The sequence below is a fragment of the Clostridium kluyveri DSM 555 genome (assembly GCF_000016505.1).
GTDB classification, from domain to species: Bacteria; Bacillota; Clostridia; order Clostridiales; family Clostridiaceae; genus Clostridium_B; species Clostridium_B kluyveri.
In genome coordinates this window covers 3025090-3047511 of the sequence record NC_009706.1, presented here as the reverse complement: position 1 = coordinate 3047511, position 22422 = coordinate 3025090, and the positions used below count along the sequence as shown (strand labels likewise).

27 protein-coding genes and 1 other annotated feature are annotated in these 22422 nt (G+C 31.8%); of the genes, 19 read left to right on the top strand and 8 right to left on the bottom strand.

What is annotated here, in order from left to right:
- The first annotated feature begins 36 nt into the window (after nt 1-36).
- The 5 genes from CKL_RS14605 to CKL_RS14585 all read left to right on the top strand — a co-directional run bounded on the left by CKL_RS14605 (nt 37) and on the right by CKL_RS14585 (nt 4732).
- Entirely contained in the window at nt 37-1209 is a 1173-nt protein-coding gene (locus tag CKL_RS14605) for an iron-containing alcohol dehydrogenase (protein WP_012103343.1), read from the top strand.
- Between the two features lie 159 nt (nt 1210-1368).
- Nucleotides 1369-1647: a binding site (T-box leader), on the top strand.
- Nucleotides 1648-1718: 71 nt separating this feature from the next.
- Nucleotides 1719-2294 carry a 2-oxoacid:acceptor oxidoreductase family protein gene (locus CKL_RS14600; protein WP_012103342.1) on the top strand — a complete coding sequence of 192 codons (576 nt, stop codon included), beginning with the start codon at nt 1719-1721 and terminating at the stop codon, nt 2292-2294.
- Nucleotides 2294-2593, top strand: coding sequence for a 4Fe-4S binding protein (locus tag CKL_RS14595; RefSeq protein ID WP_012103341.1), 300 nt, complete (start codon nt 2294-2296; stop codon nt 2591-2593). Before CKL_RS14600 ends, CKL_RS14595 begins: the two co-directional genes overlap by 1 nt.
- Before the next feature lie 11 nt (nt 2594-2604).
- Complete coding sequence (gene porA / locus CKL_RS14590) at nt 2605-3786, top strand: 2-ketoisovalerate ferredoxin oxidoreductase subunit alpha (RefSeq protein WP_012103340.1); 1182 nt, start codon at nt 2605-2607, stop codon at nt 3784-3786.
- Nucleotides 3787-3799: 13 nt separating this feature from the next.
- Complete coding sequence (locus CKL_RS14585; protein WP_012103339.1) at nt 3800-4732, top strand: thiamine pyrophosphate-dependent enzyme; 933 nt, start codon at nt 3800-3802, stop codon at nt 4730-4732.
- A gap of 447 nt (nt 4733-5179) precedes the next feature.
- On the opposite strand, the gene CKL_RS14580 is transcribed toward CKL_RS14585, so the two are convergent.
- A complete protein-coding gene (locus tag CKL_RS14580) occupies nt 5180-5665 on the bottom strand; it encodes a DUF6803 family protein (RefSeq protein ID WP_012103338.1) in 486 nt (161 codons plus the stop codon).
- 206 nt (nt 5666-5871) lie between these two features.
- Between CKL_RS14580 and CKL_RS14575 the strand changes: the two genes are divergently transcribed.
- Nucleotides 5872-6519, top strand: coding sequence for a hypothetical protein (locus CKL_RS14575; RefSeq protein ID WP_012103337.1), 648 nt, complete (start codon nt 5872-5874; stop codon nt 6517-6519).
- 177 nt (nt 6520-6696) lie between these two features.
- Here CKL_RS14575 and CKL_RS14570 read toward each other — a convergent pair whose 3' ends face one another.
- Nucleotides 6697-6909 carry a hypothetical protein gene (locus CKL_RS14570; protein WP_012103335.1) on the bottom strand — a complete coding sequence of 71 codons (213 nt, stop codon included), beginning with the start codon at nt 6907-6909 and terminating at the stop codon, nt 6697-6699.
- A 130-nt stretch (nt 6910-7039) separates the two neighbouring features.
- Here CKL_RS14570 and CKL_RS21840 point away from each other — a divergent pair, with 130 nt between their 5' ends.
- On the top strand, nt 7040-7171 hold the full coding sequence (locus CKL_RS21840; RefSeq protein ID WP_081427994.1) for a DUF4829 domain-containing protein: 132 nt from the start codon (nt 7040-7042) through the stop codon (nt 7169-7171).
- A 180-nt stretch (nt 7172-7351) separates the two neighbouring features.
- On the opposite strand, the gene CKL_RS14565 is transcribed toward CKL_RS21840, so the two are convergent.
- Both CKL_RS14565 and CKL_RS14560 read right to left on the bottom strand, forming a co-directional pair.
- Nucleotides 7352-8098 carry a DUF169 domain-containing protein gene (locus CKL_RS14565; protein ID WP_012103334.1) on the bottom strand — a complete coding sequence of 249 codons (747 nt, stop codon included), beginning with the start codon at nt 8096-8098 and terminating at the stop codon, nt 7352-7354.
- 101 nt (nt 8099-8199) lie between these two features.
- On the bottom strand, nt 8200-8625 hold the full coding sequence (locus tag CKL_RS14560) for a MarR family winged helix-turn-helix transcriptional regulator (RefSeq protein WP_012103333.1): 426 nt from the start codon (nt 8623-8625) through the stop codon (nt 8200-8202).
- Between the two features lie 255 nt (nt 8626-8880).
- Here CKL_RS14560 and CKL_RS14555 point away from each other — a divergent pair, with 255 nt between their 5' ends.
- From CKL_RS14555 to CKL_RS20965, 5 genes are all read left to right on the top strand, one after another.
- Entirely contained in the window at nt 8881-9426 is a 546-nt protein-coding gene (locus CKL_RS14555; RefSeq protein WP_012103332.1) for a flavodoxin family protein, read from the top strand.
- A gap of 209 nt (nt 9427-9635) precedes the next feature.
- Nucleotides 9636-10187, top strand: coding sequence for a sugar O-acetyltransferase (locus CKL_RS14550; RefSeq protein WP_012103331.1), 552 nt, complete (start codon nt 9636-9638; stop codon nt 10185-10187).
- Between the two features lie 164 nt (nt 10188-10351).
- A complete protein-coding gene (locus CKL_RS14545) occupies nt 10352-10798 on the top strand; it encodes a CBO0543 family protein (RefSeq protein WP_012103330.1) in 447 nt (148 codons plus the stop codon).
- 164 nt (nt 10799-10962) lie between these two features.
- Nucleotides 10963-11409: a CBO0543 family protein gene (locus CKL_RS14540; protein ID WP_012103329.1), complete on the top strand. Its 447-nt coding sequence runs from the start codon at nt 10963-10965 to the stop codon at nt 11407-11409.
- A gap of 59 nt (nt 11410-11468) precedes the next feature.
- Entirely contained in the window at nt 11469-11609 is a 141-nt protein-coding gene (locus tag CKL_RS20965; RefSeq protein ID WP_155814037.1) for a hypothetical protein, read from the top strand.
- Between the two features lie 255 nt (nt 11610-11864).
- On the opposite strand, the gene CKL_RS14535 is transcribed toward CKL_RS20965, so the two are convergent.
- A complete protein-coding gene (locus CKL_RS14535) occupies nt 11865-12269 on the bottom strand; it encodes a hypothetical protein (protein WP_012103328.1) in 405 nt (134 codons plus the stop codon).
- A gap of 409 nt (nt 12270-12678) precedes the next feature.
- On the opposite strand from CKL_RS14535, the gene CKL_RS14530 reads away from it, so the two are divergent.
- The 5 genes from CKL_RS14530 to CKL_RS14505 all read left to right on the top strand — a co-directional run bounded on the left by CKL_RS14530 (nt 12679) and on the right by CKL_RS14505 (nt 17095).
- Nucleotides 12679-13071, top strand: coding sequence for a hypothetical protein (locus CKL_RS14530; RefSeq protein ID WP_012103327.1), 393 nt, complete (start codon nt 12679-12681; stop codon nt 13069-13071).
- A gap of 140 nt (nt 13072-13211) precedes the next feature.
- Complete coding sequence (locus tag CKL_RS14525; protein ID WP_012103326.1) at nt 13212-13772, top strand: ferritin-like domain-containing protein; 561 nt, start codon at nt 13212-13214, stop codon at nt 13770-13772.
- 739 nt (nt 13773-14511) lie between these two features.
- Nucleotides 14512-15804 (top strand): group II intron reverse transcriptase/maturase, encoded by a 1293-nt coding sequence (ltrA, locus tag CKL_RS14515; RefSeq protein WP_011988638.1) that lies wholly within the window; start codon nt 14512-14514, stop codon nt 15802-15804.
- 276 nt (nt 15805-16080) lie between these two features.
- Nucleotides 16081-16530, top strand: a complete 450-nt coding sequence (locus CKL_RS14510; RefSeq protein WP_012103324.1) for a putative ABC transporter permease — start codon at nt 16081-16083, stop codon at nt 16528-16530.
- A 319-nt stretch (nt 16531-16849) separates the two neighbouring features.
- Complete coding sequence (locus tag CKL_RS14505) at nt 16850-17095, top strand: hypothetical protein (RefSeq protein WP_012103323.1); 246 nt, start codon at nt 16850-16852, stop codon at nt 17093-17095.
- A gap of 234 nt (nt 17096-17329) precedes the next feature.
- On the opposite strand, the gene CKL_RS14500 is transcribed toward CKL_RS14505, so the two are convergent.
- The gene (locus CKL_RS14500) at nt 17330-18502 is read right to left on the bottom strand and encodes an iron-containing alcohol dehydrogenase (RefSeq protein WP_012103322.1); all 1173 of its coding nucleotides are present in this window, start codon (nt 18500-18502) and stop codon (nt 17330-17332) included.
- Between the two features lie 346 nt (nt 18503-18848).
- Between CKL_RS14500 and CKL_RS14495 the strand changes: the two genes are divergently transcribed.
- A complete protein-coding gene (locus CKL_RS14495) occupies nt 18849-19127 on the top strand; it encodes a hypothetical protein (RefSeq protein WP_012103321.1) in 279 nt (92 codons plus the stop codon).
- Nucleotides 19128-19709: 582 nt separating this feature from the next.
- On the opposite strand, the gene CKL_RS14490 is transcribed toward CKL_RS14495, so the two are convergent.
- Together CKL_RS14490 and CKL_RS14485 are read right to left on the bottom strand one after the other, a co-directional pair.
- Nucleotides 19710-19970 (bottom strand): hypothetical protein, encoded by a 261-nt coding sequence (locus CKL_RS14490; RefSeq protein ID WP_012103320.1) that lies wholly within the window; start codon nt 19968-19970, stop codon nt 19710-19712.
- Between the two features lie 32 nt (nt 19971-20002).
- The gene (locus CKL_RS14485; RefSeq protein WP_012620823.1) at nt 20003-20785 is read right to left on the bottom strand and encodes a 4Fe-4S binding protein; all 783 of its coding nucleotides are present in this window, start codon (nt 20783-20785) and stop codon (nt 20003-20005) included.
- Between the two features lie 992 nt (nt 20786-21777).
- Between CKL_RS14485 and CKL_RS20460 the strand changes: the two genes are divergently transcribed.
- Nucleotides 21778-21984 (top strand): hypothetical protein, encoded by a 207-nt coding sequence (locus tag CKL_RS20460; RefSeq protein WP_012103315.1) that lies wholly within the window; start codon nt 21778-21780, stop codon nt 21982-21984.
- Nucleotides 21985-22422: the final 438 nt, after the last annotated feature.

Genomic DNA, 22422 nt, shown 5'->3' with positions numbered 1-22422 from the left:
AAGATTAATATATACTTAAGATTTGGAGGGATTATATTGGAGAATACTCATGATTTTCGTTTGCCTGTAGTAAATCTTATTGGCATGGGAGCTATTAAGAATTTATATACAAAACTACTTCCATATAAATTAAGTAAAGCTCTGATTGTTACAGATAAAAATATAATAAGGCTTGGTCATGTTGAAATAGTTGAAGAAATATTAAAAGATTTGTTTATTTCTTATGATATATTTGATGGAATCTTACATCCAGATTGTACAATTTCATTTGTGGAAGATGCTCTTACATACTTTAAAAAAAGACTAAATATATTGAAAAAGGACTATCACTTTATAATATCTGTTGGCGGTGGAACTAACCATGATTGTGCAAAAGGTATAGCTATTGTAGCAACTAATGGTGGAGATATAGAAGATTATGAAGGATATGAAAAAATGACAAAACCCAGTTTACCAGTCATATCAATAAATACCACCTCTGGTTCAGGATCTGAAGTAACTAATATTACAATTATGAGAGATGATAGTAGAGGAGTAAAAATGATTATTGCAGATCCAAAAATGATGCCTATAATATCTGTAAATGATCTTAGATTCATGGAAACCATGCCGCCAAAGATAACTGCTAATTCGGGTATTGATGTTTTGACTCATTCTATAGAAGGATTTGTTGCTATAGAAGCTTCACCCATTACAGATACCTTGGCAATTAATGCTTTAAAGTTAGTTTTTGGGTATCTAAGAAGAGCATATAAAAATGGAAATGACATGGAGGCCAGAGAAAAGATGATGTTTGCCGGCGTTATGGGTGGAATGGTTCTTAACAATGCAGGACTAGGATATGTTCACTCTATGTCCCATCAAATAGGTGCACTTTATGAGGAAATGCATGGAGCTTGTAATGCAGCTCTACTGCCTCATGTATTGGAGTTTAATTCGCTATCAATACCAGAGGAAAGAATTCTTAAAATCAGTGAAACTATGGGGATGAAAGCAACTGATAAACAAGATGCTGTAAATAAAATTAAGCATGGCATTCAAAATCTCTGTAAGGATATTGGACTTCCAATTCATCTCAGTTCTATTGGAGTTGATGAAAATGATTTAGAGTTACTTTCAAAAAATGCTGAAAAAGATATCTGCTCTATTACAAATCCAAGAAGAGGAACTTTTGTGGATATAATGAATATTTTTAAAGCTGCTATGTAAATATATACACTGGTTTTTACTGCACCTAAGATTTTGTCTATAATTATATTTATTACAGGAACTATAGCTTTGATAATACAACTTATAATCTGTAGAAAACATATTGACAATTTGACTAAAAAATAATATACTTAATAAAAACTTTAATAATTTAATAAAGCAAAGGCTGTGACAGAGATAAAAATATTCAATATATTAATTACAGAGAGCTAATGTTAGGTGTAAATTGGCATTGATATGGATATATAATGATCACTCTGGAGCCTCCAAGTTGAAAGGTTTTGCCAAGTAAATGAGGACGTTTACCAGCGATACATGGTTAGGGTTCACTATGAAGATGAATTTAATTTGTTTAAAGTCGACCTGATAATGAGTGACAATTTGTATATCTAATTGTAAATAAGGTGGTACCACGGAAGCGTATCTCCCGTCCTTATAAATATAATAAAATTATATTTATAAGGACGGGAGATTTTTTAATTATATTATAAATAATGGAGGTATAGAACATGACACAACTAACAGAAATAAGATGGCATGGTCGAGGAGGACAAGGTGCTAAAACAGCTTCTCTACTGTTGGCAGATGTTGCATTTAGCATAGGAAAATATGTACAAGGTTTTCCAGAGTATGGACCAGAAAGGATGGGAGCTCCAATAACTGCATACAACAGGATTAGTGGAGAAAAAATACTTGTACATTCCAATATTTATGAACCTGATTATGTTGTTGTGGTAGATGATACTCTTTTGGACGTAGTTGACGTTACAAAGGGGCTTAAAAAAGAGGGTGCAATTATAATAAACACGGAAAAGAGTCAGGAAGAAGTAAAAAAACACCTTAAGGGATATTCTGGTAACGTGTACATAATTAATGCTAGAGAAATATCAGAGGCCTGTTTAGGTAAGTATTTTCCTAATACTCCTATGCTTGCGGCAGTAGTTAAGGTAAGTGAAGTAATGGATGAGAATACATTTATTGAACAAATGAGAGCTTCCTTCAAACATAAATTTTCCTCAAAATCTGAGGTAATAGAAGGTAATATGAAGGCTCTAGAAAGGTCTTTGAAGGAGGTAAGGAAGTAATGGGTAAAACAAAGATAAATGAGACAACTAAATGGAGAGAAATGACTGCAGGGGGAAGTATATATTTAAGTGGTAATTCAAAAGAATTTATTACTGGAAGCTGGAGGGTAGATAAGCCTGTATTTATACAAGAAAAGTGTAAGCAGTGTCTATTATGTGCACCAGTCTGTCCAGACAGTTCTATACCTGTTAAGGAAGGTAAGAGATTGGATTTTGACTATGATCACTGCAAAGGGTGTGGAATATGTGCAGAGGCTTGTGCATTTGAAGCAATTAAGATGGTAAAGGATGAAAAATAGGAGGGGAAAATATGAGTATAAAAGAAAGACTATCAGGAAATGAAGCCATAGCAATAGCTATAAAACAAATAGAACCAGATGTAATGCCTGCTTTCCCAATAACGCCTTCTACAGAAATTCCTCAGTATTTTACAAAATATGTAGCCGATGGAAAAGTAAGGACAGAATTTATACCAGTGGAAAGTGAGCATAGTTCAATGGGTGCAGCTATTGGTGCTCAGGCAGCAGGTGCTAGGACAGTAACAGCAACTTCATCATGTGGACTTGCTTTAATGTGGGAGCTTCTGTATGTTGCTGCATCCAGCAGATTACCAATAACTATGGCAGTAGTAAACAGAGCATTATCTGGTCCTATAAATATAAATGCAGATCACTCTGATACCATGGGAGCAAGGGATTCAGGCTGGATACAGATATATTCAGAAAACAATCAAGAGGCATATGATAATTTCATACAGGCTGTGAGAATTGGTGCATATAAAGATGTACAGTTACCAGTAATGGTTTGTCAGGACGGATTTATAACGAGTCATGCAGTTGAAAATATTGAATTAATAGAAGATGAAAAAGTAAAAGAATTTGTGGGGGAATATAATCCAGAACATTATCTTATGAATCCAAATGAGACCATGGCTGTAGGTCCATATGATATATCTGCATATTACATGGAACATAAAAGGCTTCAAGCACAGGCTATGATAAATGCAGAAAAGGTAATTTTAGAGGTAGCTGAAGAATTTGCAGAAATGACAGGAAGAAAATATGGATTTTTTGAAGAATATGAGCTTGAAGATGCAGAGTATGCAATTGTGGTAATTAATTCAACTGCAGGAACAGCAAAAGCAGCTGTAAATAAATTAAGACAAGCAGGGAAAAAGGCTGGATTACTTAAAATAAGAGTATTTAGACCATTTCCAGCAAAAAAAATTGCAGAAGCTTTAAAAAATACAAAGGCCATAGCTGTAATGGACAGATCAGAAGGTTTTTCAGCCTGTGGAGGTCCTGTTTTTGCTGAGGTAAGATCTGCAATGTTTGATGTGGAAAATGTTCCTAAGATAATAAACTATGTTTACGGATTAGGGGGAAGAGATATCGCCGTAAATGATATAGAAAAAGTTTATAATGATTTAAGTGAAATAGCTGAATCTGGAACTTGTGGTGAAACATATAGATTTTTAGGAGTCAGAGAGTAGGAGGTGGAGTATAATGGAATATAAATTTAAAGAAGAAATGAATAAGCCAGAAAGATTAGTGGGCGGTCATAGAATGTGTGCTGGATGTGGTGCTCCTATTGCGGTGAGAAGTGTACTTAGGGCTCTAGGAGAAAAGGATAAGGCAGTAATAGGTTCTGCAACAGGATGTTTGGAGGTTTCTACATTTATGTATCCATATACATCTTGGAAGGATTCTTTTGTACATAGTGCTTTTGAATGTGCGGGAGCAACTATGGGTGGTGTAGAGAGAGCATACACTGCTTTAAGAAAGAGAGGAAAGATTAAGGAAGATTATAAATTCATAACCTTTGGAGGAGATGGAGGAACATATGATATAGGATTTCAATCACTGTCTGGTGCTATGGAAAGAGGCCATGACATGGTATATGTATGCTATGATAATGGAGCATATATGAATACGGGAATTCAAAGGTCATCAGCAACTCCTAAGTATGCAGATACCACAACCACACCAGTTGGAGCCGTATCATCAGGTAAATCACAGTTTAGGAAGAATCTTACAGAAATAATGGTAAGCCATAATATACCATATGTAGCTCAGACAACATTTTTGGGAAATTTTAAAGATATACATGAAAAGGCCCATAGGGCAATATACAAAAAGGGACCGGCGTTTTTAAATGTATTATCCCCATGTCCAAGAGGTTGGAGATACGAAACCGCTGATTTAATGAATATATGTAAATTAGCAGTGGATACATGTTTTTGGCCTATTTTTGAGGTTGAAGATGGAAAGTGGAAATTAAATTATAAGCCTAAAAATAAGCTTCCAATAGAAGACTTCTTAAGACCACAGGGAAGATTTAAGCACTTATTCAAAAAAGGCAATGAATATATGATTGCTGAATTACAAGAAGAGATAGATAAGCGTTGGGAAACCTTATTAAAAAAATGTGAAGAATAGGTAGAAAAGCCATTTGTCTTTTTTATGTGGCATATATGGGAATGAGTGTATGTTAAAGGTAAGCACTGTTAAATCAATACTTGTTTCCATTCTATTCATACAATAATGAAGTTTGTTACAAACAGTTAATTAATATGACATTAAACTGTAATAAATACCATGTATGATTATAAGTGTCCTAAGGAAGTACCTTAGAGAAAATAAAAAATAATGTATGTTTACATATATAAAGAAAGTAATGGTAATTACCAAACTGGTGTCTGTAGTTGCAGGGCACTTTAAATTTAAATGCAACTGCCATGAGATAGTATATTCCCAATTTCTTTAAAGTGGGGTATAAGCACTGCTGCCCCTTTGGATAAGCGATTCTAAGATTCAGAGAAAGTATTCCTTATAGGAAAACTCCATCTGAATCTTAGAATCACTTGATATTAAAAAATAAGCATATTACATTTTCATTCCTGGCATATTGCTTATTATTTGAGGATTAACCATACCAAAAATCATTGCAATATGTGCAACTATTAAAAAGCCGCTTATAAGTATAAAATGAATTTTTAATTTATCATTAGATGATTTAGTTTTGAATAGTATTCCTAGTTCCATTAATGCTATTGGTACTAGAAATACTACACCACTTAAATAAGACAGCACTGCAATCACATCTACCCATGTGTGCCATCCATTATTAGTTGTAAGAGGAATTATTACATTTATAAAAAGATATATAAATATTCCTGTGAAATAAATACCATCAAATATTCCAATGATTTTATTTAAAGTTTTTATACCCCCTCTTTCAATTTTATTATAGATTATAAAGAATTCTGTAATAGTAAGGAGTTCGGCACATATTACAGGTACAGCCATAAAAATAATTAAATTCCAGGGCTGGTTATCCATTAATAAAGACATATAATGTGTCATATTCATTAGTTTTACCTCCACAATAAATGTTTTATTAATAATACCAAGGAGATATGAAGATCTTATGAAGATTGTATACAGTGATTAATGAATGTACCTTTTATCTATCCCGAAATAAATTTGCTTACAATTGAAACAACTGAAAAAATATGAATTCCCCCTTTTTAGAAAAATACGCTATAATATTGTTAATAAAGGGGGAGGAATTCGTAGTGGAAACTGTAGAAGAAACTAAAAGTAAAATAGGAATTGTATCATTTATTTTAGGAATCATTGGACTTATGGCAGGGGTGTTGCCCATAATCGGAGCATTTGTGACTATTGCTGGCCTGGTTTTGGGTATAAAGGGGCATAGTACTAATCATAAAAAATTAGCAACTGCTGGCATTTTTTTATGTGTGGTGGGATTGTTTGAGATTGTAGTAAATGGGGCTATCTCTTACAAAGGTACAACGGCAACTTTATTTAATTCTGGTACGAATACAGCTAATATCAATATATCTAATGTAGAAAACAAAAGTACTGAAACTGTCAAAAAAATAATATTTTGCGGAAGTATAGATAATGACCTCAATCCTACAAATGTTGGTGACACTTTTAGTGTAGACAGTCAATTCTATACTAAGTTTGATAATAAAGCTCCATTTAAAACTTCAAAATTAAAAGTAACTATTTATGTAATGAATGGTAGTTCTCAAAGTGTATTTTATACTGAAGATCAGGATGTTGAGCAAGATTATACTGCTCTGGCTATACCACTAAACATTAGTACAGCAGGAAAGTATAAAATTATCATAACGCGTTCCTCTGATAATCAAAAATTAGGTGAAGGTGAGGTAACAGTTGTATTCTATAATTAATTTTTAGGACAAAATGAAATTGAAATTTTTAAGATTTTCTTTCTGTTGTGTGGGGCGATGGAAATTGTGGAGCGACAGGAAGAACTCATTAAAGAAGAAAAAATTAGGTTCCACATCTGTCTGTGAAACCTGTAAATATTTGAGAGAATGTCATAATCAAAGAATTTGTAAGTGAAGTCAAATAATTCCTGAACAGTTTTCATAAATAGGACAGGGCTTAGCATTGCATCCTCCGCAAGCGTTTTTATCACAACGATAGCCAATTTTTTGATAATGAGTTGTAGACTCATCACATGTAGTTACATCTTGATATTTTACGTTAATTGAAATTTTTGTATTATATTTAGGACAAAAACCAGAAATACGTTTTTTTAGAAAAATATTATTCATAACATCGCCACCTTTCATGGTGATAATTCAACAAAACAATGCTAAAACCTTTAGAAGATAATGTAAAGAGGTGACAATTAAGTTATAATCAAAATTATTATGGGATAATTTATGGAGGTGGTTATATAAAATTGAATATGATGTGAAATATAAAAAGGGAGCAATTGTAGCCGAAGAAAGTGGAACGTACCAAAAGTGGCGTACACTTATTAGAAAAGACAACAAATCATCTTGGTTAATTGATGAAATTGGAGAAGGTTAATAAAAAATAGTTCGAAAAGAACCCCAAAAAGCCCTGGTCAACCCAGAGCTTTTATCAGTTAAAACATATTGAGGAACCAATATGAGTATTCTTATGGGCATTAATCATTATGCCCAATTTATCATGTTTTATATTTATCTTACACATATTCATCCAATTACCTAGAGTATTTTTTAAAAGCTATATTTTATTTACTTTTTTCACTTTTTCCATTACTCTATGCCATAAGGGTTTCTCCAGAAAACTTCCTCCTACACTTTTCTCCATGTCAAGAAACATCTTGTAAGGAACAGAAAATGACAGCATGTCAGTTTCAACCATAGGGCGCACTGTAATGTCAGTTAAGCCTACAACTGCTTTCGGATTTTCTTTTTGTGACTGGGCATAAGGAAGAAGAAAAATAGATTGACATCCTGACGCAAAAGGTATCATTACATTTTCGTTTCCTGCCCTATAATAGTTTGCAAGTACCGTAAGTGCTGATAATTGATTGGTATTGACATAAAACACAATTATTTCAGGTTTTTCTTTGGTAATATCAACTTGTGACAAGGGCTTAAATATAACATACTCATATGGAATATCAGTTATTGGTAAACACTTAACAAAATCGTCACCTAGTTCTGAATTTTTCATATATCCTTCCCCTTCAAATTTGCCTTCTTTCCCAACTGTCAAAAAATATTCAATTCCATTTGGATAATTAGGAAACTGCCCAAACCCTAGTCCTACTTTACCACCAGAACATACTGTCGTTTTACGTTCAAAAACTGATATTCTACCTTTTGCTGCAGCAATAAATAGCGGAATTGTACAGTTCCATTTTCCTTCTTTCCCTTGAAGTGCACCTTCAGGCTTTTCGTTACTAAGCAAAATAGCTACCGCTTCATAATGTAAATCTAAACTTTTAACTAAGCGGCTTTCCATATTATTTTCCCCACTTTCATTTTGATATAATTTATATATAAATTTACCATTTAATTATCATAATAATTCTTACTTATCATGATAATTAAAGTGATAAAAAACTACTTAAGATTATCATACATTTGATTTAATAGCTTTTTTATATCCAGGATTTTACTTTTGCTTATTCCTATCGTTGTTTCTTCTAATAATTGCGTAACTATAGGAATTAATTTATCCTTTAATGTCCAGCCACGTTTCGTCAAAAAGATTTGGAAAGCTCTTTTATCTACTGGATGAGGTTTTCTAACAATCAATTTTTTGATTTGCAATTTTTCAAGAATACGATTTGTATTTGGCTTATCCTTAAAGATGATATCAGATAACTCTCTAGGAGTAATACCCTCTTGTACCCATAAACGGTTAAGTACAGACCATTGCTCTGGTGTAACGTCATATTCTTTTAGTCGTTGGAGTAGTTCATTTTTTAATTTTGTATTCAACTTGTTTAGAATAAACCCCAATGAATCATCTAAATTAAATTCCATTTATATCACCACCTAGTTGTTGTGACAACTACATTATACTCCTATGAAAACTATCAGTCAACATATATGTTCGATTTGGCTTTCAGTAAAATATATTTATTTGGATGAGTCGGACTACAATCTTCTATTGACATAGGACACTCTCCTTTATGTTAGTATATAACCAAAATGTGCGTACTTCATTTTTTATCTATTGTATTATATAATTTAGTGAAATTCAATGGAATTTAAAGTATAAAATTTAGGAGGTAGATCATGAAAAAGAATGTTTTGGTTTTAACAGGGAGTCCTAGAAATGGTGGAAATAGCGATTTAATGGCAGACGATTTTATAGAAGGCGCTATAGAAGCAGGACACCAAGTTGTGAAATTTGAAACTGCTCAAAAAAATATCATCGGATGTAAAGCCTGTGATACTTGTTTTAGCAAGGGCGTGGCCTGTTCATTTAAAGATGATTTTGATGAACTGGTGCCCTTATTGGAAAAAGCTGACTTAATCGTGTTTGCAACGCCACTTTACTGGTACACATTTCCTACACAAATAAAAGCTGTTATTGATAAATTGTATTCTTTCATTGTAGGTCAAAGGCCTTTGAAAATAAAAGAGTGTATGCTATTGGTATGCGGGGAGGAAAAGGATAAGAAAAAATTTGATGGAATTATTAAATCCTATGAGTTTATTGCCATTAATAGGGAGTGGAATGATGTAGGAAAGTTGATTGTTCCTGGTGTAATTGATAAAGGTGACATTAAAAATACCGATGCATTAAAGAAAGCAAAGGAATTAGGTATAAGAATATAAATTATGTACTAACATTTCTCATTAAATCGATGTTAAGCAGATAAAATGCATAAGTACCTCATAAAATCCGAACTATAAACAATGAATAAGAAACTTATTATAAGTTGTAGCATAATAATTTGTCTATAATAAAATTACAGTTTATTTGTCTTAATTAATAATATTGGAAAAACAATATTAGTATTGGATTAAATGGAGGATGAAGAAAAGTGAAAAGTGAAAAGGAAAAAATGTTAGCAGGTGATCTTTATTATGCAGGTGATGAAGAGTTAACTAAAGAAAGAGAGTATGCAAGAAATTTAATTTTTGAGTTTAATCATTCAAAACCAAGTGGAAAAGATAAGAGACAGGAGATTTTAAAGAAACTCATTACTGCAAAAGATTCGTTTTATATTGAAGCACCTTTTTATTGTGATTATGGCTATAATATTGAAGTTGGTGAAAATTTTTATGCTAATTATAGTTGTATAATACTAGATGTGAATAAAGTTAAAATAGGAGATAATGTACTTTTAGCACCGAATGTTCAACTTTATACTGCTACTCACTCGATTGATCCTGCCGAAAGACTCACTGGTAAGGAATATGCTAAACCGATTGTTATAGGAAATAATGTTTGGATTGGTGGTGGAGCGATAATATGTCCGGGAGTAAAAATTGGAGATAACGCAACTATAGGAGCAGGTAGTGTAGTAACCAAGAATATACCAGATAATGTAATCGCGGCAGGAAATCCATGCAGGGTTATTAAAAATATTTAACCTTACGTAAATTGCTTATGTTGTGAGGTGATTTATCAAAGAGAAAAAGGTTATTGAAAGATTAAAAAATGAAAAGAAGCTTTAAGATACTGAATTATGAGTGCTTTTTAAATTTGTATATGAATATGGCTTTGATTGGTAATACTAGCATAAGAGGTGATCATATGTTAGAGAATATTGTTATTGCACTAATAATTCCATGGGTATTGATTTTGATTTTATATTTTAAAGATAGAAAAGTTTTATTAACAATAGCGCCTTTTCAAAGTTCTATTGCATATACTATAAATGCTTTTGGATTTTACTTTGGCTTTTGGGATCTGTATCCTTTTGGCCATAGAGAAATAGTTCATGTACCTTTTGATATTGGCATTTATCCTATGATTTCAGCATGGATGGTTCATTATATAAAATATAAAAAAATGAATCCTCTTATTTGGATATTTATTTTTACTATATTAACAACAGTTATTGAAGGTGCTGGAGTAATTATGGGAAGAATAGTGTACAGAAGAGGGTGGAATATAGGCTGCACTTTCGTATCATACTTAATTCCATATATATTAAATTATTTGTATTATGTTCAACTAAAAAAGTCAAAAGTATTTTAATATAATTAGGTCACAATATCTAATATTAACATTTATGAGTATTTGTAAAGTCCTATAAATAGAAAGTTTTGGTATATATATTTATTAAACTAAAAACAATGCTGATACTTACTCATTTATAGGGGAAAATAGTAACATAAAAATCGTATAAAAGAGGTATATTGATGGCGTTTAATATTATTATCGGTTTCTTAATTCCATGGATACTAGGTGTATATATTTACATCAGGGAAAAAAGACTTTTTCTCGTTATATATCCTTTTGGATGTGCAGTAACTTACACAATTAATATGATAGGATTTTATTTCAGGTTTTGGAGGATAAAACCTTATGAGTATAATGTTTTTGCTTCATTGCCATTAAATTTAGGTATATATCCAATTATCGGTACCTATTTTGTATTTCTTTTATATAAAGGAATAAGTAAACTATACTATCTTATATTCATTTTTTCATTATTAACAACTGTAACTGAACTACTAATGTTGATTTTAGGAAGAGGAGTATACGGTAATGGATGGAATATGTTCTGGACATTTGTTTCATATTTAGGAGCATATATTTCAGCGTATGGTTTTTATTGTTTAGTCAGAAGCAAAGGGGTTTTGTAGTATAGATTTAGTATAGAATTATAGGGTGAATACGAATTATACTACTATTTTATTATTAAATGTTAATAATAAACGGAAAATTAGTAACATTTATTTGTCTTGCTAATATTATAGGAGTACATAAACAAAAGATGATAAATAGCAAGGAGGAATTTTTATGTCATGCCGATCTTATAGAGGTTGTGGCAGTAGAAATGTAATACCAATAATAGTACTATTGTTATTATGTTCCGGACATGGATACCGAGATTATGATTGCTAGATAAGAAAAAAGAGTTTTGGAAAAATAAAATGGAACCTATAAAGTAGACGATTAATAAAAAGAGATATTTTCTCCCAAATTAATTGATTCTACTTTGTAGGATCTTTTTGTTATATTTAAAGTGTGAAGTCAGAAGAGTGCTGTTAGATGTTTAATAAATTATACGTTCAAGTAAAAGAAGGAATTGAAATGACTACTTCAAATCTTTATTTGAACCCTGCCATCCACCATGATTAGGGTTTTTATTAGGCTGAGCACCGTGAGATGGCATTACACCATGAGACGGATTTTCATGAGATGGCATTTTACCATGATTAGGAGCTACGTGAATAGGAGTAATGCGTAATATCACACTATAGTGAATACGAAGCTGTGCCTGACCAAAGTGTGTGAATACAGTTAAAGTTACTACACCTGTACGTCTGTTGTGACTATCTATACAAGCTGTGATTGTGCCATGCCATTTAAGACGGATAAGTACAATTCGGCCAATATGCGCTTGTACTGCTTCGGGACCAACGTTTGATTTTCTAAAATAGTCATCATAATCATCATAGTAATCGTCATAATAATCGAAAGGACAGCAATAATTTTCCACGTGGTAGTTCTCCTTGTATTTCTTGCTTCGATATTTATATTATGCTAATGTAATGCTTTTGGGAATTAATTTAATTTAACTTTTGATAAGATTTTTAGTAGTAGCAATTGATAAAATTACTTTAAGCTCTATTTTTCTAAAATATTAAAAAGATATCACAGCTTAAATTTGATAAGCATTAAAGAAGGGTACAAAAAGTTTATAACACATCTTCCTGATGTGTTATTTAAGAAAGTAAGAGCAATGAAAGTTTGTGCATTTGGACAAGGGTGTAGGCTTTATTTTTACTTATAAGTACCGATATTTATCGTAAGGCATAAATCCATGTAATTCGCTAAAATTTTTGTATCTTCTACAATTTCTGTGCTAAAATTTATCTTAGCAATACGTTAAATTGGGGGATGATTATATGGATACAAAATGCAAAGAGTGCATATTTAAAAATTTAGATGGAGGAAAGTACCCATGTAATAATTGCAGTGAAATTATGGATATAACTGGTGCAAAGTGTATTGAAAGCCATTTTAAAACAATAGTTAAATACAATAAAAATGTTAGACCTAAAGAAAGGTTGGAAGATAAATTAAACGAGATATTGACTCTTACAAATAAAAAGATGATTTATGTGGAATATAAAGACCTGGAAGATGGAAATATGATGTTAACAGTTTTCTTAAATAATGGCAAGGATATTGAAGTATACCAGATAGTAGATGCGGGAGAGGAATTAGTGGAGAATGTGGTTTTGTTGGATGAAAACTTATTACATAAAATAAACAAGATAACAAAAAGGGGAGTTTAGTATTCTCCTTTCTTTCTCTGACAGCTATTTATATAATAGTTGATTTATTAATAGACTGAAAACAGGCTTTTATTTTAAACGGATTAATACTTAGTTTATGCTATACTAAAATTAAAGGTTATTTAGAAGGGAATGTTTATATGGTTAAAATGAATTGTATTGTTTGTGGTATGGGAATAAATGAAAAGAATTATAATTTTAATAAAGAAGCATTTATAAATTCAAATAGTAAAGAAAAAATAATGTATTGCCCATTTTGTGGAGTAGCAATTGAATATTTAATAGAAGATGGACAAGAAATAAAATATGATAGAAATAAATTGAATCAAAATGATTTGAAAATAATAGATCATGCAGTTAAATTGGAAGTTTTTAATGGAGATTTTTATAAGAAAGCTTCAGATATGGCAAAAGATGAAAATGTAAAAAGTATGTTTAAAGCGTTATCAAGCATAGAATATATGCATGCTAGAATTCACAAGAAAATAGCCGGTATTAAAGAAATTCCAGCACTTAAGGATATGGATTATTCAAAATATAATACCGACGAAGCTTTGCTTGCTGCAGCTTGTCAAAGAGAAAAACATGCTGTAGAGTATTATAAAAAATATAAAAAAGAAATTCATGAAGAAAATATTGTAAAGATATTTGATGTACTTTCTAGGGTTGAAGAAGAACATATAGAGCTTACAGGTGAATAATTTTACGAGCTAAGTATAAGAGTTTTGGAGAAATCCAGGACTTTTTTTAATATAACCAAATAATCAACCCGTGGAGATTTTTTGAATCTGTAAAACTACGCTCAATCTTTTCTTCCTTTCTCTGTTTTAGTAAATTTATCTTTAATGTACGTCCCTAAGCAGGATTACACTGCACAATAAAACACAAGGCAAAATAGGGGCTAGAGATAGCTTTTTTATTTTGGTGCGTCCAGATAAGCTGGACCATGCTTACTGGTGAAAGTCCAGTCTAGGTAATTACCAAGAAGCCTAGTAGCCAATCACCATGTGCAGTAGAAATACTGGGCATGAAGCGTGAAGGTAATATATCCCGAAAGGGAGATAGCGAAAATGCAGGTTGTAATATAAAATGAATTCTGCCGCATCGTTAAAAAGGTCTCCGATAGGAGGAAAAGAGGGAGTTGAGCCTTGCGAAATTGGGTGAAAACCACGGAAGATGGGAAGAACTTGGATAGCACCATCGAAGAATCCTCCGGTGTAGAGGAAACGACATGTATTTATAGTATGGTTCGGAACTGGAGAGACCTTCATCTGCACGGCGATAGCCGTAAAATGAAAGCATATAAGCTAATGGCGAAATTGTCATTTCAGCAGAAAAGGAGTCGGAGGAGTTAATAGTACCAATAATTATGCAGACAACAAAACTGTATATAGGGAAGGAACTCTACTTTATTCAAGTTTTCAAAGGAGGTAAGAGTGAGTGAATGCGAAAGCTAACAACACCATAGACAAAGTTCGAGAACTTCAGAGAAAACTATATCTAAGTGCCAAAACTAATAAGAAACGGAAGTTTCACTCTCTATATGACAAAGTTTATAGAGAAGATATTCTATTAAAAGCATGGAAACAAGTGAAAGCCAATAAAGGTTCCGGTGGGATTGATGATATGCATATTGATGATGTTATAAAGTATGGAGAAAATAAATTTCTCAAAGAAATACAACAAAAATTAATAGAAAATAATTATCATCCTAAGCCGGTGAAAAGAGTATTCATCCCAAAGAAAGGCGGTAAGAAAAGACCATTGGGAATTCCAATAATTAAAGATAGAGTTGTGCAAATGGCAACTAAAATAGTTATTGAACCTGTATTTGAAGCAGATTTTAAGGAATATTCATATGGCTTTCGCCCCAAGCACAACCAACATCAAGCCTTAGACGTTATAAGAAAGAAATGTAATAACAAAGGTTGGTGGGTACTTGATGCAGATATCAAAAGTTATTTTGATAATATAAATCACGATAAGTTAATGATATTGATAAAACAAAGGGTATCAGACAGACGAATGTTAAAACTTATAATGAAATGGTTAAAGGTGGGGGTAATGGAAGATGGAGAGTATAAAGAAAGTGAAATGGGCTCTCCGCAAGGATCACCCATCAGTCCATTGCTTTCAAATATATATCTAAATTATTTTGATGTGGTATGGGATAAATACTATAAACATCTTGGCACGCTTGTAAAGTTTGCTGATGATTTTATTGTTATCTCAAGAACAAAGAAAGAAATATACCATGCATATAATGCAGTAAAGAAAATCTTCAAAAGACTAGAATTACAGTTACATCCTGATAAAACAAGGTTTGTGAATATGTGGGATGGTAAAGAAGGATTTGATTTTCTCGGGTTTCATCATAGGCGTAGCCTTGTGGAGAATGGTAAAGGGCAGAGATATCATACAACAATACAAGTGCCTAATCAAAAGGCTATGAAAAATATGAGAAGAAAGATTAAAGAAGTCCTTGGAAACAGGTCAAATTTGAAGATGGATATGTATGATTTAGTCCAGATAATGAACAAGAAAATAGTAGGACTTAAGAATTACTATAATCTAAAGTATTCTGGTAAGCAATTAAATAAAATAGATTGGTATATTATAGAAAGGTTTACGATTTGGTACAACAATAAGAAACAACGTAGACCCCGACATAGAGGTGTAAAAGAGGTAATGAATAAACTCAGTGAAATAGGATTACGAAAACTTTCTTCTTAGGGTTGTAATGCCTTAGAAAGAAGAATATCGGAAAGCCGTGTGCGGGAAAATCGCATGCACGGTTTGATGAGGGTGCGAAGGAAACAAAGTTTTCCTTCAATCTACTCTACCCTTGAATATAAAATAGAGTAATATTAAATTGTAATTGCATAAATTTGTTACAAATAAGACGGATTATTTGGAAGTATTAATAGTATATATTAATAAACAGACAACTATAGATGCAGTAAATGCAGCTATCTAGGAGGATGACTATACCAAGTTAGGAGGTATATTTTGAAGAGTAAAATATTTAAGGATCTAATTTTAATATTTATTATGGGTATTTTATACATGGTATTGGAGGGTTTATGGCGGGGATGGACACATATAAGTATGTTGGCAGTTGGTGGAGTAAGTGCTTTTCTAATAGGAAGGCTTAATGAGCATCCAATGTTTTGTGATAGAAAGATGTGGCAGCAATGTATTATAGGAACTCTTATAATCCTTGTGCTTGAATTTACAAGTGGCATGATTTTAAATGTGTGGTTAGGTCTTGATATTTGGGATTATTCAAGAGAACCTTTTAATCTGCATGGGCAAATATGCTTGTCTTATACCTTGATATGGTTTATGTTAGTTCCGTTTTGTGTATATGTAGATGATTATTTAAGGTATAGATTATTTTGGGAAAAGGAGCCACAGGGATTATTGAGAAATTATAAAGATCTATTTACCTTACAATAGAAAAAATCATGAATCATTTTTATGTGTCAGTCTACTATGACAGCATAAAAAATACAGGAGAGGTGTAATACGCTGAATTACAAAGATACAACAGGATTTGGCAGCAGCACAGGCTGAAAATATTTAATTGAAGCAGACTATTGTTCAAACCGAGTAGTGACAGTTCAAGAAATATTCAATATATATTAATATTTCACACAGAAAAACATCAGTATACCATTGGAATAACATGGATGCTGCATTAAACCGTCATAAAGAATAACTAGAATATTAAGTATAGCAGCTGCAATAAATATTTTAAATTCAGGAGGTAATGAAAATGTTAAAAATGAAATATAAAATAATTTCAGCTGTAATGCTTGCAACACCATTGTTACTTAATACAGGAATTGGTACGACAGTTAGCGCATGTTCTGCCAACAACAAACCAGGTGTAGTTTATAAATCTAAATATAAAGCACCTGCCAAACCAGTAAAAAAGGTAGTAAACAAGCATAAAGTTAAGGCACCATATGCTAAACCAGCACCAAAAGTAGTGCATTCAGTACCAAATGCTTATAGATAGTGATATTTCAACAAAAATAAGTCTATTGGGATTTTCTCAATAGGCTTATTTTTATTATTACATGAAAGAAGAATATTTTGTCATGCCGTGACATTTTATTAGTGATCTTAACAGTCCACCATATATTTTTAAAACAGTTTTTTGATTGATTTGGAAATGGTTTAGGTGTATAATAATTTGCAAATTAGGTGAGATGTGGTGGCGATTTTAGAATATATAATTAATTTAGTGTATTTACATAGCAGCTTTAAAAATATTCATTATATCTACGAAAGTTCCTTTCCTTGGATTTACAAGGGAATTGATATCTTTTTCAGCGTTTTTGGAAAGTAACTCTAGATCGTTTTCATTAATCCCAATAGAACTCAGATGAGTTGGGATACCAATATCTTCAGAGAGATTTTGAATACTATGATTAATTTTATTAATAGCTTCTTGTTTATTATTTGCTTTTGCTCCTACAGCTTCACTGATTTTAAGAATTCTTTCTTCTGGTATTGACACAGCATTATATTCTAATACATGAGGCAGTAGAATTGCATTACACGATCCATGAACTTCCTCATAAAAACCACCTAATTGATGGGACATGGAGTGAACATATCCAAGTCCTGCATTATTAAGAACCATTCCCCCCATAACATTAGCAAACATCATCTTTTCTCTGGCCTCCAGATCATTACCATTTTTATATGCTCTTCTTAGGTACCCAAAAACCAACTTTACAGCATCAATTGCCAAACTATCCGTAACGGGTGATGCCTCAGTAGAAACGAACCCCTCTATTGAATGGGTCAAAACATCAAGTCCAGAACTAGCCGTTATTTCTGGAGGCATGCTTGGCATAAACCTGAGATCATTTACAGATATTATAGGCATCATTTTTGGATCTGCAATGGTCATTTTTACTTTTCTACTTTCATCTTTTATAATTGCAACATTCGATACTTCAGCTCCTGAGCCAGAAGTAGTGTTTATTGTTATGACTGGCAAACTGGGTTTTGTCATTTTTTCATATCCTTCATAATCTTCTATATCTCCACCATTAGTTGCTACAATAGCTATACCTTTTGCACAATCATGGTTAGTTCCACCGCCAACAGATATTATAAAGTGATAGTCCTTTTTCAATATGTTTAAATTTTTTTTAAAGTATGTAAGAGCATCTTCTACAAATGAAATTGTACAATCTGGATGTAAGATTCCATCAAATATATCATAAGAGATAAACAAGTCTTTTAATATTTTTTCAACTATTTCAACATAACCAAGACGTATTATATTTTTATCTGTAACGATTAGAGCCTTGCTTAATTTATATGGCATCAGCTCTAGTGGCAAATCTTTAAGAGCACCTACGCCAATAAGATTTATTGCAGGTGAACGAAAATCATGAGTATTCTCCAATATAATCCCTCCAAATCACAAATATATATTAGTTTTATTATTTCTGTTTAGTAGACTGATTATGTATAAAATATGAATTGTGTCATTGTTTGTTATACTAATGTTTTGCTTTCTGCTATTCGTAATTTAAAACAAATATAAAAGATCCGAACGAGAGAATGTGGCTTCAGAGCATTTTCAAGTATAATATTTATGCAAGAACATATGAATGTTTAATGCATACATTGTATATTACCAATTGGTATTAGATTATTTATTGAAAAATCCTGATATAATAATGAAATAGATTAATGTCTGTTTGGTAAATCTGGCAGCGAATTTATATCATAGTAAGGGGGGAATCGATATGTCATTTCTTGATAACTTAAGTAAGACAGCCGGAAGTGCAGCGTCAGCGGCTGTTAAAAAATCAGGGGAACTCGTCGAGATAACTAAAATCAATATGAGCATCAACAAAGAAAAAGACAGTATCAGTAAGGTTTATGCAAAAATCGGAAAGAAGTTCTATGAAGTCAATGCGGATTTAATGGAAAACGATGAATATGCCAAGCTTTTTGAACAGATAAAAAGACATCAACAAACGATTAATGAACTAAAGAAAAAGCTGGACCAGGTAGGAGGATAAACACCTATCACTTTTGGGAGCGTAGCTCAGCGGGAGAGTATCGCGTTCGCAACGCGGTGGTCAAGAGGTCAAAACCTCCGTCTCCGCCAAGACATTTGCCCAAAATGCATGTAAGGTCGATAAAGACAGTGTTTATGCGGGTTGCGGGAGTTTTGAATGAGAAATTCAAAACTCCTTTTACCTTTGCTCAGAAATCTACGAAAATCCATAAGCTGCTTTTAACTGACTATTTTTCATGGCATCTTCTTTGATTCTCATAAAGGTTGCATCTTTGTCAAAAGGTGTATCCTAGGGTCTTTGTGATTTATAGTTTACAAATGAAAAGGTTATAAATACTCATTTTAAAAAAGGATACCATATTATAGTTGGACTAAAAACAAATTGTTCCTGCCAAATTTAGACATAGATGTAAGTATGCTTTGCGGTGTAGAAACTACATCGGCAGAAGGGAGAAAATCACACTTAATATTATACCGGATATTATTTTTCTCTTTTTTATAGTTTGGGAAACTTATACTTTGAATAAAAAAGGCAGCATATAAACCAGGTATTTTGGTTTAACGCTACCATTAATATATTGCCTTATTCAAAAGAGAAGAACAGCGTTTTTAAAAGAGTGTGTGTTTTACCACCTTGGACAATCTGTTCTACATAATACTGCAGGTTTGAAACTGTATAAATACATATGAAAATTACACTGCCAACCTGTATAACCTTTAATGCTTTATGCATGCCCTCATTTTTATCCTGTAATTTTCTAAACCATTTCAGACTGATTAATATATTCAGCAGTATAGCCGAGACTACTACAACCTTGCTCACTATATTCCATATACTTTCCATGAAAATATCACTTCCTCAAATTATATATATTTCTAAATCACCTTATTAATTTTATCCTCTTTTGGATGTTTCTTATTCTTCTCTTTTAAAAATGTTTTTATAGGATGCATGTCCAAATAGAGTGCACCTTTTTTAGGGCACCCCTTATATCCGATGCACTGAAAACAAGAGATGCAGTACCTATCATATACTGTGTTCATCTCTGTTATAGGTACCTTCATAGGACATACGTTTTCACATTTATGACAGTTTATACAAAGGTCAGGATTTCTTCTTAGTTTAAAAATTTTTGCAAAGCTTAGTGCACCTGCTTCCACAGAGCCGTGGCAAAAATATTTACAATAAGGCCTGTTTACAAGAAGAGATAAAATCGTAAATATGCAGAGAGAAATTATTACAGATGCAGCAACAACTTTCCTTGAAAATATTATGGTTACAAGTGCACTTGTATTCGGTCCGCCTAACTTTGCAAGTATTTTTGATGTGAAAAATGACGTAGCAAAAAAGGCATAGGCAAGCATTACAATGTAGCGAAAGTAGCTCAAAACCCTGTCTACTTTTTTTGGCACAAGAGTATCGAATCTGTTTTTGAAAATTTTTCCTCCCAGCATGCCTACCCATTCCTGATAAGCTCCCCATGTGCAAAAAAAGCCGCAGTATATTCGCCCAAAGAATATGGACAATACCGAGATCAAAATCCAGATAGCAACCCCATATTCAAATTTAAATATCAGACAGCTAAAAAAGGCAATTTGAAGTATAATACGAAAATATTTTCTGATTAAGTTGGCTAAATTAGTTGATAGTGATTCCAAAACAATCCTCCTTTAATAGAGTTATTGATAATGAGTATCATTATCTTTCACGTGATACAGTATATCAGAAATGACTTTTTATGTCAATATCATCCAAATAAAAAGGGGAGTTCTATAGTTCCTATAGGAACAGATATGTTGTCAATACGTACTAAGATGAATAATAAAACAGTTAATACTATTGTAACTATGCCCCAATGATTAAAATATGAAGCAAAGAAGAATAAAGTTAATTTTTCTCAATTGTTGCAGAAACCATTGAAAGAGAAATTAAATATTTAGTATAAAACTTCAAGTTGTTAACTGCTTGTGAGTTGCTTGTTATTATATTTACAAAACAGGATATAATGGTATTGGGGATTACAAGGATAATATAGCATACTAATTTAAAAAAGTTTTTTAATTCTATATTTGTATTTTAAGATAAGCATCTATTCATCCAGGCGCTTATCTTATTTTTATATTTTAAAGATTTAGTTAATAGAGGATTGTATACAGTGGCAATTAGAGGGTAGGGCATTTAGTAAGTTTGGGTGTCTTTTATCATGATTGTAAATATCATTTAACATTCAATACATATTATGGTAATAATTATAATGTAAAACAAAAATGTCCTAAGCTGCTAAAACTTGGAGGGAAAATGAGTACCTATTTATTAAGGGTGTCTATTTTATATTATTTACAAATAGTTATTACATAGTACATTAGATTGTAACAAATACCGTATATAATAAATAGCATAACAGATTATAAATTAGTTCCCCGCATGAGAATTTAACCCGGTGTTTGTGGTTGCAGGGCACTTAAAACTCAAATGCAACCGCCAGGAGTTAGAATATAGTATATAATATATTAGATTGGTCTCCTTAAAGAATAGTATTGTTAAAATAAGTATCCATTATTTAGGGTGCTTATTTTTGTTTTAAAGTAAATTAGATAAATAAGGAGGATATTGTCAAATAACCGTAGAAAATATATAAATACAAAAAAGGATGGCTATTATAAGATTATTTAAGAATATTTTGAAAAGAAGAGATGCTAATAATTGTATAAGTATTGATGAAAGATCAGATTGGGTAATTTTAGAAGTAATAAGGTTTGATAAATCAGCGAATTTTGATATTGAAAATCCGATAGAGTGTAAACTTGAGGATGCAGACTACATCTTTGGAAGAATCGGGAAAAAAGGATATAACTAATGTGCAAATGAGAAATAGAGTTACGCATAAATCAGAGGAAATAAAAAAGATCCTCAACAAGATTTAGAAATATATACATATTTTTATTTGTTCTTTGATACTTCTATTGTTGTTTATTTAGGGGCTCAATCAGCTCCAGGAATTATAGAAATAATTGACACTAGATAGATGAAGTGATATACTTATTAAGCTACCCAAATGTAATTACTTAGATAATCATGTGGAATAAAAGGTTCTGCATAATGAGGATGAAATGATGAATATGGTATTTATGCCTGTGGTTGTAGGGCATGTAAAATATAAATGCAACTACCATTAAATTTTTAGATATCTATTAATTTAGATATCTATGTTTTTATATAGAAATAAATCTTATAGATTAATACATCCTATTATACAGTAGGAGACTAACTATATGAAGTCAAGTTAAAAATCAAA

Bases quoted from the DNA above. Each gene is read 5' to 3' on its own strand.
- CKL_RS14595 (WP_012103341.1), top strand. From the start codon at position 2,294: ATGGGTAAAACAAAGATAAATGAGACAACTAAATGGAGAGAAATGACT.
- CKL_RS14600 (WP_012103342.1), top strand. From the start codon at position 1,719: ATGACACAACTAACAGAAATAAGATGGCATGGTCGAGGAGGACAAGGT.
- CKL_RS14585 (WP_012103339.1), top strand. From the start codon at position 3,800: ATGGAATATAAATTTAAAGAAGAAATGAATAAGCCAGAAAGATTAGTG.
- CKL_RS14570 (WP_012103335.1), bottom strand. From the start codon at position 6,909: ATGAATAATATTTTTCTAAAAAAACGTATTTCTGGTTTTTGTCCTAAA.
- CKL_RS14540 (WP_012103329.1), top strand. From the start codon at position 10,963: ATGGCGTTTAATATTATTATCGGTTTCTTAATTCCATGGATACTAGGT.
- CKL_RS14490 (WP_012103320.1), bottom strand. From the start codon at position 19,970: ATGGAAAGTATATGGAATATAGTGAGCAAGGTTGTAGTAGTCTCGGCT.
- CKL_RS14525 (WP_012103326.1), top strand. From the start codon at position 13,212: ATGGTTAAAATGAATTGTATTGTTTGTGGTATGGGAATAAATGAAAAG.
- CKL_RS14505 (WP_012103323.1), top strand. From the start codon at position 16,850: ATGTTAAAAATGAAATATAAAATAATTTCAGCTGTAATGCTTGCAACA.
- CKL_RS14565 (WP_012103334.1), bottom strand. From the start codon at position 8,098: ATGGAAAGCCGCTTAGTTAAAAGTTTAGATTTACATTATGAAGCGGTA.
- CKL_RS14530 (WP_012103327.1), top strand. From the start codon at position 12,679: ATGGATACAAAATGCAAAGAGTGCATATTTAAAAATTTAGATGGAGGA.
- CKL_RS14545 (WP_012103330.1), top strand. From the start codon at position 10,352: ATGTTAGAGAATATTGTTATTGCACTAATAATTCCATGGGTATTGATT.
- CKL_RS20965 (WP_155814037.1), top strand. From the start codon at position 11,469: ATGTTAATAATAAACGGAAAATTAGTAACATTTATTTGTCTTGCTAAT.
- CKL_RS14580 (WP_012103338.1), bottom strand. From the start codon at position 5,665: ATGAATATGACACATTATATGTCTTTATTAATGGATAACCAGCCCTGG.
- CKL_RS14495 (WP_012103321.1), top strand. From the start codon at position 18,849: ATGTCATTTCTTGATAACTTAAGTAAGACAGCCGGAAGTGCAGCGTCA.
- CKL_RS14560 (WP_012103333.1), bottom strand. From the start codon at position 8,625: ATGGAATTTAATTTAGATGATTCATTGGGGTTTATTCTAAACAAGTTG.
- CKL_RS20460 (WP_012103315.1), top strand. From the start codon at position 21,778: ATGGCTATTATAAGATTATTTAAGAATATTTTGAAAAGAAGAGATGCT.
- CKL_RS14555 (WP_012103332.1), top strand. From the start codon at position 8,881: ATGAAAAAGAATGTTTTGGTTTTAACAGGGAGTCCTAGAAATGGTGGA.
- porA (WP_012103340.1), top strand. From the start codon at position 2,605: ATGAGTATAAAAGAAAGACTATCAGGAAATGAAGCCATAGCAATAGCT.